Origin of the sequence: Burkholderia sp. MSMB617WGS, assembly GCF_001532025.2 — a bacterium.
GTDB lineage: Bacteria > Pseudomonadota > Gammaproteobacteria > Burkholderiales > Burkholderiaceae > Burkholderia > Burkholderia savannae.
Genome location: NZ_CP013457.1, coordinates 1,262,601 through 1,275,368, shown reverse-complemented (window position 1 = coordinate 1,275,368; position 12,768 = coordinate 1,262,601). Strand labels below are relative to the sequence as shown.

General features: G+C 65.4%; 9 protein-coding genes and 1 pseudogene. 2 read left to right on the top strand and 8 right to left on the bottom strand.

Annotated elements, in window-relative coordinates:
* Positions 1-8: 8 nt before the first annotated feature.
* The 8 genes and pseudogenes from rpsA to gyrA all read right to left on the bottom strand — a co-directional run bounded on the left by rpsA (position 9) and on the right by gyrA (position 10,702).
* The gene (gene rpsA, locus WT60_RS06330) at positions 9-1,721 is read right to left on the bottom strand and encodes a 30S ribosomal protein S1 (protein ID WP_038745601.1); all 1,713 of its coding nucleotides are present in this window, start codon (positions 1,719-1,721) and stop codon (positions 9-11) included.
* A gap of 142 nt (positions 1,722-1,863) precedes the next feature.
* On the bottom strand, positions 1,864-2,550 hold the full coding sequence (cmK, locus tag WT60_RS06325) for a cytidylate kinase CmK (RefSeq protein ID WP_060356869.1): 687 nt from the start codon (positions 2,548-2,550) through the stop codon (positions 1,864-1,866).
* Positions 2,551-2,566: 16 nt separating this feature from the next.
* Positions 2,567-3,871: a 3-phosphoshikimate 1-carboxyvinyltransferase gene (aroA, locus tag WT60_RS35660; RefSeq protein ID WP_060356896.1), complete on the bottom strand. Its 1,305-nt coding sequence runs from the start codon at positions 3,869-3,871 to the stop codon at positions 2,567-2,569.
* 153 nt (positions 3,872-4,024) lie between these two features.
* A pseudogene (locus WT60_RS35655) lies at positions 4,025-4,903 on the bottom strand (prephenate dehydrogenase/arogenate dehydrogenase family protein); the annotation flags it as partial.
* Between the two features lie 132 nt (positions 4,904-5,035).
* Entirely contained in the window at positions 5,036-6,118 is a 1,083-nt protein-coding gene (pheA, locus tag WT60_RS06310) for a prephenate dehydratase (protein ID WP_038745605.1), read from the bottom strand.
* Between the two features lie 33 nt (positions 6,119-6,151).
* Complete coding sequence (serC, locus tag WT60_RS06305; RefSeq protein ID WP_038745607.1) at positions 6,152-7,234, bottom strand: 3-phosphoserine/phosphohydroxythreonine transaminase; 1,083 nt, start codon at positions 7,232-7,234, stop codon at positions 6,152-6,154.
* 168 nt (positions 7,235-7,402) lie between these two features.
* Positions 7,403-7,999 carry a DUF2059 domain-containing protein gene (locus WT60_RS06300; RefSeq protein WP_038745665.1) on the bottom strand — a complete coding sequence of 199 codons (597 nt, stop codon included), beginning with the start codon at positions 7,997-7,999 and terminating at the stop codon, positions 7,403-7,405.
* A 99-nt stretch (positions 8,000-8,098) separates the two neighbouring features.
* Positions 8,099-10,702: a DNA gyrase subunit A gene (gene gyrA / locus WT60_RS06295; protein ID WP_038745609.1), complete on the bottom strand. Its 2,604-nt coding sequence runs from the start codon at positions 10,700-10,702 to the stop codon at positions 8,099-8,101.
* 510 nt (positions 10,703-11,212) lie between these two features.
* On the opposite strand from gyrA, the gene ompA reads away from it, so the two are divergent.
* Together ompA and ubiG are read left to right on the top strand one after the other, a co-directional pair.
* Positions 11,213-11,887: an outer membrane protein OmpA gene (ompA, locus tag WT60_RS06285; protein ID WP_006025709.1), complete on the top strand. Its 675-nt coding sequence runs from the start codon at positions 11,213-11,215 to the stop codon at positions 11,885-11,887.
* A 169-nt stretch (positions 11,888-12,056) separates the two neighbouring features.
* Positions 12,057-12,755 carry a bifunctional 2-polyprenyl-6-hydroxyphenol methylase/3-demethylubiquinol 3-O-methyltransferase UbiG gene (ubiG, locus tag WT60_RS06280; protein WP_060356868.1) on the top strand — a complete coding sequence of 233 codons (699 nt, stop codon included), beginning with the start codon at positions 12,057-12,059 and terminating at the stop codon, positions 12,753-12,755.
* Positions 12,756-12,768 lie beyond the last annotated feature (13 nt).

The following is a 12,768-nucleotide window of genomic DNA, read 5'->3' as shown; positions in this document are numbered from 1 at the left end:
CGCGAGGCTTACTGGTTCTGGCCGTCGAGCTTCGCCTTCAGCAGCGCGCCGAGGTTGGTCGTGCCCGTCGCAGCGGCGCTCGAATCGGCTTGCAGGCCGCGCATCGCTTCCTGCTGCTCGGCCGAATCCTTCGCCTTGATCGACAGGTTGATGCCGCGCGACTTGCGATCGATGTTGATCACCATCGCGTTGACCTTGTCGCCTTCCTTCAGCACGTTGCGTGCGTCTTCGACGCGATCCTGCGAGATTTCCGACGCACGCAGGTAGCCTTCGACGTCCGGCGTGAGCGTGATGACCGCGCCCTTCGCATCGACCGACTTCACGACGCCGTCGACGATCGAGCCCTTGTCGTTCATCGCGACGTAGTTGCTGAACGGATCGCCTTCGAGCTGCTTGATGCCGAGCGAGATGCGCTCCTTCTCGACGTCGATGCCGAGCACGATCGCCTCGACTTCGTCGCCCTTCTTGTACTTGCGAACCGCTTCTTCGCCAGCTTCGCTCCACGACAGGTCCGACAGGTGGACGAGGCCGTCGATGCCGCCCGGCAGACCGATGAACACGCCGAAGTCGGTGATCGACTTGATTGCGCCCGTGATCTTGTCGCCCTTCTTGAAGTTGCGGCTGAAGTCATCCCACGGATTCGGCTTGCACTGCTTCATGCCGAGGCTGATACGACGACGGTCTTCGTCGATCTCGAGGACCATGACTTCGACTTCGTCGCCGAGCTGAACGACCTTCGACGGAGCGACGTTCTTGTTCGTCCAGTCCATTTCCGACACGTGGACGAGGCCTTCGATGCCCGATTCCACTTCGACGAACGCGCCGTAGTCGGTGATGTTCGTGACCTTGCCGAACAGGCGCGTGCCCGACGGGTAGCGGCGCGAGATGCCTTCCCACGGATCGTCGCCGAGCTGCTTGATGCCGAGCGAGACGCGGTTCTTCTCTTGGTCGAACTTGAGGATCTTCGCGGTGACTTCCTGGCCAACCGACAGGACTTCGCTCGGGTGACGCACGCGGCGCCATGCGATGTCGGTGATGTGCAGCAGGCCGTCGATGCCGCCGAGGTCCACGAACGCGCCGTAGTCGGTGATGTTCTTGACCACGCCGTTGACGATCGCGCCTTCCTTCAGCGTCTCGAGCAGCTTCGCGCGCTCTTCGCCTTGCGTGGCTTCGATCACCGCGCGGCGCGACAGCACGACGTTGTTACGCTTGCGGTCGAGCTTGATCACGCGGAACTCGAGCGTCTTGCCTTCGTACGGGGTCGTGTCCTTGACGGGACGCGTGTCGACGAGCGAACCCGGCAGGAACGCGCGGATGCCGTTGACCATCACGGTCATGCCGCCCTTGACCTTGCCCGTGATCGTGCCGGTCACGAGTTCGTTGTTGTCGAGAGCCTTTTCCAGCGACAGCCACGAAGCGAGACGCTTCGCCTTGTCGCGCGACAGGATCGTGTCGCCGTAGCCGTTTTCCAGCGCGTCGATCGCGACGGAAACGAAATCGCCCGCCTGAACCTCAACCTCGCCCTGATCGTTCAGGAATTCCTCGATCGGAATGTAGGCCTCGGACTTGAGACCGGCATTGACGACCACGAAGTTGTGGTCGACACGCACGACTTCGGCGGAGATCACTTCGCCGGCGCGCATGTCTTGGCGGGTCAGCGACTCTTCGAACAGAGCCGCGAAGGATTCGGTATTCGGGTTGGAGGTTTGCAGGTCGGACATAAAAATCGGTTTGTGCGTGGTTTCGCTCTACCGCCCGCGCCGGCCGCAACGGCTGGCGACGCGCCCGCGAATCCACACGGGGTAAGGGTTTAACACACGCTTCGCGCGACGCGCGAAGCACCTACTGCGCTTTCGCCCCCGATCAGGCGGGCTGGCCGAGCTCCCGATACCACGCGAGCACCTGTGCGACCGATTGCTCGATCGTCAAGGCCGACGTGTCGAGGGGCTTGGCGTCTGCCGCAGGCTTGAGCGGCGCGGCGGCGCGATTGCTGTCGCGCGCGTCGCGTTCGCGCAAATCCTGGAGCAAGTTATCCATATTAGCAGAAAAACCTTTTTGCATCAATTGCTTATGCCGGCGCGCGGCGCGCGCCTCGACGCTTGCCGTCAGGAACACCTTCAGCACCGCGTCCGGGAAGATCACGGTCCCCATGTCTCGGCCGTCCGCGACGAGCCCGGGGGTCTTGCGAAACGCGCGCTGCCGCGCGACGAGCGCCGCGCGCACGGGCGCGTGGACGGCGATCGCCGACGCCCGGTTGCCGACCGCCTCCGCGCGGATCGCGTCGGACACATCGACGCCGTCGAGCTGCGCGCAACCCTCGCGGAACGTGATGTGGAGGCCGTCGACCAGCTTTGCAAGCGCGTCGACGTCGTCGGGCTCGACCTGATAGCGGATGCTCGCGAGCGCCGCGAGCCGGTACAACGCGCCGCTGTCGAGCAGGTGAAAACCGAGGTGCGCGGCGACGAGCGCCGCGACGGTGCCCTTGCCGGATGCCGTCGGGCCGTCGATCGCGATAACTGGGGTCGGGTGAAAAGGTCGAGTCGATTTCATCGGGTCAATACGGGCGTCACGCCTTCGCGAGCGCCAGGAAACGGTCGAAATAGTCGGGGAACGTCTTGCCGACGCACTTCGGATCGTTGATGCGCACGGGCACCCCGCCCAGGCTCACGAGCGAGAAGCACATCGCCATCCGGTGGTCGTCGTAGGTGTCGATCGCCGCGTTCGGCGTGAGCTGCGCGGGCGGCGTCACGACGAGATAGTCGGCGCCCTCCTCGACCGTCGCGCCGACCTTGCGCAGCTCGGTCGCCATCGCGGCGATCCGGTCGGTTTCCTTCACGCGCCAGCTGCCGATGTTGCGCAATGTGCTCGCGCCGTCGGCGAAGAGCGCGGCGACCGCGATCGTCATCGCGGCGTCCGGAATCAGGTTGAAATCCATGTCGATCGGCGCGAGCCTGCCGTGGTCGTGGCCGATGCCGCGCACTTCGATCCAGTCGTCGCCCATCGTCACGTTCGCGCCCATCTGCATCAGCGCATTCGCGAAGCCGACGTCGCCCTGGATGCTCGCGCGGCCGACGCCCTCGACGCGCAACGGCCCGCCGCCCAGCGCGCCCGCCGCGAGGAAGTACGACGCCGACGATGCGTCGCCCTCGACCATGATCGCGCCGGGCGACCGGTAGCGCACGCCCGACGGCACCGTGAAGCGCTGCCAGCCGTCGCGCTCGACCGTCACGCCGAAGCGCGCCATCAGCTTGATCGTGATCTCGACGTACGGCTTCGAGATCAGCTCACCCTCGATCTCGACGATGCTTGCGCCGTCCTTCGCCTTCACGAGCGGCAGCGTCATCAGGAGCGCGGTCAGGAACTGGCTCGACACGTCGCCGCGCACGCGGATCGGCGCGTCGACCGAGATCGTCGCGGGCCGAATCCTGAGCGGCGGAAAGCCCTCGCTGCCTTCATAGTCGATCCGCGCGCCGATCTGGCGCAGCCCGTCGACGAGATCGCCGATCGGACGCTCGTGCATCCGCGGCACGCCGTGAATCCGGTAGTCGCCGCCGTTCACCGCGAGCGCCGCCGTCAGCGGCCGCACCGCCGTGCCCGCGTTGCCGAGGAAGAGATCCGCGGTTCTCGCGGTGAACGCGCCGCGCGTGCCGCCGACGACGCAGGTGTCGCCGTCGCGCGACAGCTTCACGCCGAGCTTCGTCAACGCGTCGAGCATCACGCGCGTATCGTCGGAATCGAGCAGTTTCGTGACGGTCGTCTCGCCCTCCGCGAGCGCCGCGAGCAGCAACACGCGATTCGAGATGCTCTTCGAGCCGGGCAGGCGCACCGTGCCTTGCGCATGGGAGAACGGGCCGAGATCGAGATGTTCCATGTGAAATCCTGTTGCAGGGATAGCTGAACGGACAGCGGATGCGGGTTTCGCGCCGCGCTCGCGCCACGCCGAGCGCGCCGCGCGCGAGCGCGCGAACACGGTTTCGAGCGCGGCGCCGTCGCCCGCGTCGATCGCCGCGCGCAGCCGTGCGAGCACGCGCGTGTAGGCGTCGAGCTCGTCGAGGAGCGCCGCGCGGTTCGCGAGACACACGTCGCGCCACATTTCCGGGCTCGACGCGGCGATGCGCGTGAAGTCGCGGAAGCCGCCCGCCGCGTACGAGAATTTCAGCTCGGCATCGGATTCGCCGAGAATCTGCTCGACGAGCGCGAACGACAGCACGTGCGGCAGATGGCTCACCGCCGCGAACACGCGGTCGTGCTGCTCGGCGCTCATCGCGCGCACGTCGGCGCGCGCCGCGCGCCACATCGCTTCGACCCGCGCGAGCGCGTCCGGCGCGTTCTCCGGCAATGCGCACAGCACGACGTTGCGGCCGACGTACAGATCGGCGAGCGCCGCGTCGACGCCGCTCGATTCGCGCCCCGCGATCGGGTGGCCCGGCACGAACTGGCCGATCCGCGCGCCGAGCGCCGCGCGCGCGGCCGCGACGACGTCCGACTTCGTGCTGCCCGCGTCGGTGACGATCGTCAACGCGTCGAGAAACGGCGCGATCCGCGCAAGAAGCGCGCCCGTCTGCGCGACGGGCGCGGCGAGCAGCACGAGATCCGCGCCCGCGAGCGCGTCGCGCAGTTGCGCGTCGTCGTCGAGCGCCGCCGCGCGGTCGATCACGCGCAATGCGAGCGCGCGCTCGATCGACGCCGTCGAGCGGCCGACGCCGACCACCTCGCGCCTGCCGCCCGACGCGCCTTCGCGCAACGCGAGCGCGAGCGAGCCGCCGATCAGCCCGACGCCGAAAATCACCAGTTTGTCGAAAGAAAAGCCTGACACGACGAGAGCCAAGTAACGCGCGTCCGGGCCAGGCCCGGGCGCGCGAGGGTCAATATCGAACGGCCGCCGGCCCGGCGCGCCGCACATTCGCAAGCGCGAAGAGCCATGCGCCGCCTCGCTGCGGCAAGCCGTTCAGCCGTGAACCTGCCGCCGCGCGCCGCTTTGGCCGATGCGACCGAAGCAGGCCGCGCCGGCCCGCGCAACGCAACGCGATGCGCTTCACCGCGCGCGCGGATACGAACCGAGAATCTTCAGGAATGCCGCCTTCTTGCCGAGCTCCGCGAGCGCGGCCTTGACGGCGTCGTCGTCGCGATGCCCTTCGATGTCGATGTAGAAGTAATACTCCCACGTGCCGACCCGCGCCGGGCGCGATTCGAAGCGCGTCATCGAGACGCCGTGCCGCGCGAGCGGCTCGAGCAGCTTGAACACCGCGCCCGGCTCGTTCTTCACCGACACGATGAGAGACGTCTGGTCGTGCCCGCTCTGCCCCGCCGGCTCCTTGCCGATCACGGCGAAGCGCGTGCGGTTGTGCGGATCGTCCTGGATCAGCGCATACGCGATCTGCAGCCGGTAGTGCGTCGCCGCGCGGTCGCCCGCGATCGCGGCGACCGTCGCGTCGTCGGCCGCGAGGCGCGCGGCTTCCGCGTTGCTCGAAACGGCCTGCCGCTCGAGATGCGGCGCGTTCGCGGCGAGCCAGTGCTGGCACTGAGCGAGCGCCTGCGCATGCGCGCAGACACGCTTCACGCCGTCGAGCGTGCCCGTCTGCGTGAGCAGGTTGTGATGAATCGGCAGCGACAGCTCGCCGCCGATCAGCAACTGCGTGTGCAGCAGCAGATCAAGCGTGCGCGACACCGCGCCTTCCGACGAGTTCTCGACCGGCACGACGCCGAATGCCACGGCGCCCGCCTCGACCGAGCGGAACACTTCGTCGATCGACGGGCAAGGCAGCCCCTCGATCGAATGCCCGAAGTAGTCGAACATCGCCTGTTCGCTGTACGTGCCGACAGGCCCCAGGAACGCGACGTGAATCGTCTGCTCGAGCGCACGGCTCGCCGCCATGATCTCGCGCCAGATCGCGCTGATGTGCTCGCTCGCGAGCGGCCCGCCGCTCATGTCCTGCAAGCGCGTGATCACCTGCTGCTCGCGCTCCGGCCGGAACACGGGCGCGTTGAAGTGCTTCTTGACCTCGCCGACCTCGAGCGCGACCGCCGCGCGCTGGTTCAGCAGCGCGATCAGCTGCGCATCGATCGCGTCGATGCGCTCGCGCAAAGGCTTCAGGCGGGTATTGAGTTCGTCGTCCATGAATTGACAAGCGTGCTTAGGGAGCGGCGCGCGTCACGCGCATCGCCGCTCGAAATCTCTCATGTACTCGACGAGCGCCTGCACGCCCGCGAGCGGCACCGCGTTATAGATCGACGCCCGCATGCCGCCGACGGACTTGTGGCCCTTCAACTGCAGCAGCCCGCGCTCTTTTGCGCCGGCAAGGAAGTCTTCGTTGCGCGATTCGTCGGCAAGAAAGAACGGCACGTTCATCCGCGAACGCGCCGACTTCTCGACCTTGTTCAGATAGAAGCTGCCCGCGTCGATCGCGTCGTACAGCAGCTTCGATTTTTCGATGTTGCGCTTCTCGATCTCGGCAAGGCCGCCTTGCGCCTTCAGCCACTTGAACACGAGGCCCGCGATGTAGATCGCGTAGGTGGGCGGCGTGTTGTACAGCGAATTGTTGAGCGCGACCGTCTTCCATTCGAACGCCGACGGGCAGATCGACAGCGCGCGGTCGAGCAGATCCTCGCGGACGATCACGAGCGTCACGCCCGCCATCCCGATGTTCTTCTGCGCGCCGCCGAAGATCGCGCCGTACTTCTCGATCTCGATCGGACGCGACAGGATGTGCGACGACACGTCGGCGACGAGCGGCACGTTGCCGAGATCGGGGATGTCGAACGTCTCGACGCCGTCGATCGTCTCGTTCGTGCACAGGTGCACGTACGCCGGATCGTCGGACATTTGCCATTCGGAGAACGCCGGCACGCGCGTGAAGCCCGCTTCCGTCTTGCCCGTCGCGGCGAGATGCGGCGCGCAGTATTTCTTCGCCTCGTTGAACGACTTCTGCGACCACGAGCCCGTGACGATGAAGTCGGCCGTCGTCCGCGAACCGAGCAGGTTCATCGGCACGATCGCGTTCTCGGCGATCCCTCCGCCCTGCAGGAACAGTATCCGGTAGTTCGCGGGCACGTCGAGCAGCTCGCGCAGATCGGCAAGCGCCGCCTCGTGGATCGACATGAATTCCTTGCCGCGATGGCTCATTTCCATCACGCTCATGCCGCTGCCGTTCCAGTCGAGCATTTCGGCGGCCGCCTGGCGCAGCACTTCCTCGGGCATCGCCGCGGGACCGGCGGAGAAATTAAAGACGCGCATCGTGAGAACCTCGGAAGGGACGCGGCCGCCTCGATCCGCCGAAAGCCGCGCGGGAAAAGGAAATGGCCGCTTGCGCTGTCGCGCAAACGGCCATTATCGCACTGTCCTGACGAACCCGCCAAACCCGGGCGGCGAACGCCCCGGCCGGCGGGCCTCAGCCGGCGCGGCTTACTTGCCCGGCTTGACCGTCGCGACTTCCTTGTCGGCTTGGTCGCGCGTCGCCTTGATCGCCTGCGGCATGTACTTCTGCATCAGGCCGTTCACGACGTCGCGGCCGACCTGATCCTGAACCTGGATGAACTTGCGGCCCGTCGGGCTCTTGTAGAACGTCGTCAGATCCTTGATCTCCGACGTGCTGTAGTACTTCGCGTACGCGTCGTACTGAGCCTGCATCGCGTCGTTCGTGAACTGCTGCGTGCCGAACACCTTGCCCGCGCCGTCGACGAGCTTCGGCACCGCATTCTTTTGCAGCGTCGGCACGGCGGCTTGCTTTTGCTTGTCGTTCAGCGTCTTGTTCTCCGACAGCGCGTCCGACAGGATCGCCGGCACGAGCTGCTTCGACTGCATCTCGGCGCTGTTCGCGATGGCCGCGACGAGCTTCGGCGCGTCGATCGCGTCGAGCAGATCCTTGATCGCCGCCTTCTTGTCTGCGTCGATCGGAGCAGCGGCCGCCGGAGCCGAAGTCTGGTTCGACAGCGACTGAGCCATCGCGAACGCCGGAACCATCGCTGCCAGCAGGACCAGTTGCTTGAATCGTTTTTGCATCATCACTCCCTCATGGAAATATGCACAGTTTATACGCCGCGCCCGTCACGCCGCATCTTTGCGTGCGCGCCGGGCGGCGGCTCGACGGTCACAACCGGCTCAGGCGTCGCCGCCCTCCGACGCGTCGTCGTCGTCGGGATCGGCATCCGCCTCGGCGATCTGCTGCAGACCCGAAAGCTTGGTGCCTTCATCGAGACTGATGAGTGTAACACCTTGCGTCGCCCGTCCCATCTCGCGGATCTCCGACACGCGCGTGCGGATCAGCACGCCCGCCGTGGTGATCAGCATGATCTGATCCTCGGCGTCGACGAGCGTAGCGGCCACCACGCGACCATTGCGCTCGGACGTCTGGATCGCGATCATCCCCTTCGTGCCGCGGCCGTGGCGCGTGTACTCGGTGATCGGCGTGCGCTTGCCGAAACCGTTCTCGGTCGCGGTCAGCACCGATTGCTCCTCGCTGCCCGCGACGAGCATCGCGATCACCTGCTGACCTTCGTCGAGCTGCATCCCGCGCACGCCGCGCGCCTCGCGGCCCATCGGACGCACGTCGTTCTCGTCGAAGCGCACCGCCTTGCCGGCGTCGGAGAACAGCATCACGTCGTGCGCGCCGTCGGTGATCGCCGCGCCGATCAGGTAGTCGCCCTCGTCGAGGCCGACCGCGATGATGCCCTTCTTCATCGGCCGGCTGAACGCTTCGAGCGGCGTCTTCTTGACGGTGCCCAAGGCCGTCGTCATGAACACGTACTTGTCGGCCGAGAATTCCTTGACGGGCAGCACGACGTTGATCTTCTCGCCGTCCTGCAGCGGGAACATGTTGACGATCGGACGGCCGCGCGAGTTGCGCGAGCCCTGCGGCACCTCGTAGACCTTGACCCAGTACACGCGGCCGCGGTTCGAGAAGCACAGGATGTAGTCGTGCGTGTTCGCGATGAAGAGCGTCTCGATCCAGTCGTCTTCCTTCATCTGCGTCGCCTGCTTGCCGCGGCCACCGCGCTTCTGCGCGCGATATTCCGACAGCGGCTGCGACTTCACGTAGCCCGCGTGCGACATCGTCACCACCATGTCCTGCGGCGTGATCAAGTCTTCCGTATTCAGCTCGGTCGCGTTCAGCTCGATCTTCGAGCGGCGCGCGTCGCCGAACTCGGCCTTCACCGCGTTCAGCTCCTCGCTGATCATCACGGTGATCCGCTCGGGCCGCGCGAGAATGTCGAGCAGATCGGCGATCTGCGCCATCACGTCGCGGTATTCGCCGATGATCTTGTCCTGCTCGAGGCCCGTCAGACGCTGCAGGCGCATCTGGAGGATTTCCTGCGCCTGCGTATCGGACAGCCTGTAGAGGCCGTCGCCCTGCATGCCGAACGCCGGGCTCAAGCCTTCCGGGCGGTACGCGTCGCGCCCGCCCGCCGCCGCGTTCTCCGTCTCGGCGCGCGTCAGCATCTCGCGCACGAGCGACGAATCCCACGACTTCGCCATCAGTTCCTGCTTCGCGATCGGCGGCGTCGGCGCGGCCTTGATGATCGCGATGAACTCGTCGATGTTCGCGAGCGCGACGGCGAGGCCCTCGAGCACGTGGCCGCGTTCGCGCGCCTTGCGCAGCTCGTAGACCGTGCGCCGCGTCAGCACTTCGCGTCGATGCGACAGGAAGCACTGCAGGATTTCCTTCAGATTGAGGAGCTTCGGCTGGTTGTCGACGAGCGCGACCATGTTCATGCCGAACGTGTCTTGCAGCTGCGTCGCCTTGTAGAGGTTGTTCAGCACGACCTCGGGCACTTCGCCGCGCTTGAGCTCGATCACGACGCGCATGCCGCTCTTGTCGGACTCGTCGCGGATGTCGGAGATGCCCTCGAGCTTCTTCTCGTTGACGAGCTCGGCGATGCGCTCGAGCAGCGAGCGCTTGTTGACCTGGTACGGCAGCTCGTCGACGATGATCGCCATCCGCTGGCCGCGGTCGATCTCCTCGAAGTGCGTCGTCGCGCGCATCACGACGCGGCCGCGCCCCGTGCGATAGCCGTCGCGCACGCCCGCGACGCCGTAGATGATGCCGGCCGTCGGGAAATCCGGCGCGGGGATGATCTCGATCAGCTCGTCGACGCTCGCCTGCGGATTGTTCAGCAGATACAGGCACGCGTCGACGACCTCGTTCAGGTTGTGCGGCGGAATGTTGGTGGCCATGCCGACCGCGATCCCCGACGAACCGTTGATGAGGAGGTTCGGAATCCGCGACGGCAGGATGAGCGGCTGCGTCTCGCTGCCGTCGTAGTTCGGGCCGAAGTCGACGGTTTCCTTGTCGATGTCCGCGAGCAGCTCGTGGCCGATCTTGGCCATCCGGATTTCGGTGTAGCGCATCGCGGCCGCGTTGTCGCCGTCGACGGAGCCGAAGTTGCCCTGGCCGTCGACGAGCATGTAGCGCAGCGAGAAGTCCTGGGCCATCCGGACGATCGTGTCGTAGACCGCGGTGTCGCCGTGCGGGTGGTACTTACCGATCACGTCGCCGACGATACGCGCGGACTTCTTGTAAGGCCGGTTCCAGTCGTTGTTCAGTTCGTGCATTGCGAACAGCACGCGCCGGTGCACGGGCTTCAAGCCATCGCGGACATCCGGAAGGGCACGTCCGACGATCACGCTCATGGCGTAATCGAGATACGACTTGCGCATTTCCTCCTCGAGGGAGGTGGGCAGGGTCTCTTTGGCGAATTGATCCATGTATCCGTATCTTTTCGGAGCGAAGACGGGGCCGCCTTTCGCGTGGGCGCCGCTCGCGCGACGCAACGTGCGATTCTAACATGCGCCCCAACCCGCCCCAACGCGGCCCCTCTATATAAGAATGGCGAAACTCGCGCGGCCGCTTCGCCGCCACCTCGCCCCGCCGCACGCACAAAAAAACACAAAACGATCAACGAAAGGTTCGCATTTCAAAAAATCTGCAATTCCCCGCCAACAGACTTGACAATTTCCAAAACATGCGGCAAGCGGTGTTGCACTCGCGCCACAATCGATAGACCGATCTTAGGGTGGGGAGGATTTTTTTTCGTGGGAAGGGAACGATATGGCAAAATGCCAACGCACTGAAAGTTAGACGCTGCTCGAAGTCTACACAGAGCGGTGCCGCGTTTTTTGTGCCGCACCAATGTTATACTTCGAGCAATGTATGACTTGTCATCGTCAACAGGCTCGCAGTAAACCTGCGGTAATCTCAATTTCGAGAGGAGAAATATGAATAAACTTTCAAAGCTCGCGTTCATTGCAGCTACCGCAGTTATGGCTGCATCCGCTTCGGCACAGTCGGTGCCGGCGTCGCGTCAAGCCGTGAATGACAACTGGGTGAATGGCACGGGCGAATGGGTGTGGATGAACGGCACGAACGAGCTCTGCTGGCGCGATGCGTTCTGGACGCCGGCCACCGCCAACGCGAAGTGCGATGGCGCACTGGTCGCCCAGGCACCGGCACCGGCCCCGGTTGCACCGGCTGCTCCGGTCATCACGAGCCAGAAGATTACGTACCAAGCCGATACGCTGTTCGACTTCGACAAGGCCATCCTGAAGCCGGCCGGCAAGCAGAAGCTTGACGAACTGGCCTCGAAGATCCAAGGCATGAACGTGGAAGTGGTCGTCGCCACGGGCTACACCGACCGCATCGGTTCGGACAAGTACAACGACCGTCTGTCGCTGCGCCGTGCGCAAGCCGTCAAGTCGTACCTTGTCAGCAAGGGCGTTCCGGCGAACAAGGTTTACACGGAAGGCAAGGGCAAGCGCAACCCGGTCACGGGCAACACCTGCAAGCAGAAGAACCGCAAGCAGCTCATCGCCTGCCTCGCACCGGACCGCCGCGTGGAAGTCGAAGTGGTTGGTACGCAGGAAGTGCAGAAGACGACCGTTCCGGCGCAGTAAGCCGCGGATCGATCGCATCTGCTTCAAAAGCCCCGCTTCGGCGGGGCTTTTTCATTGACGCGGCCCGGACATCGCTCGGCCGCGTTCCTGGCGACCTCGCCCGCTTAGCTTATATACTCGTGGCTTGACGGGCGCGCCGCCGCCCTCTTTCCCGCATCCGCTTGCCGACATGACGAACGCCGATCCGCACGAACTCCAGAAATTCAGCGACCTCGCCCACAAATGGTGGGACCCGAACGCCGAATTCAAGCCGCTGCACGACCTCAATCCGGTGCGTCTGAACTGGATCGACGCGCATGCGCATCTGCCGGGCAAGCGCATCGTCGACATCGGCTGCGGCGGCGGCATCCTGTCCGAATCGATGGCGTCGCTCGGCGCGCAGGTCAAGGGCATCGATCTCTCGACGGAAGCGCTCGGCGTCGCCGATCTGCACAGCCTCGAGAGCGGCGTGACCGTCGATTACGAGGCGATCGCGGCCGAAGCGCTCGCCGCGCGCGAACCGGGCACGTACGACGTCGTCACGTGCATGGAGATGCTCGAGCACGTGCCGTCGCCCGCGAACATCGTCGCCGCATGCGCGACGCTCGTGAAGCCGGGCGGCTGGGTGTTCTTCTCGACGCTGAACCGCAACCTGAAGTCGTACCTGCTCGCCGTGATCGGCGCCGAGTACATCGCGCAGATGCTGCCGAAGGGCACGCACGACTACGCGCGCTTCATCCGGCCATCCGAGCTCGCACGCTTCGTGCGCGCAGCCGATCTGCAGACCGTCGAGATCAAGGGCATCACGTATCACCCGCTCGCGAAGCGTTTCACGCTATCGAACGACACCGACGTCAACTATCTCGTCGCATGCCGCCGCAGCGCCTGACCCGCCACCCGTT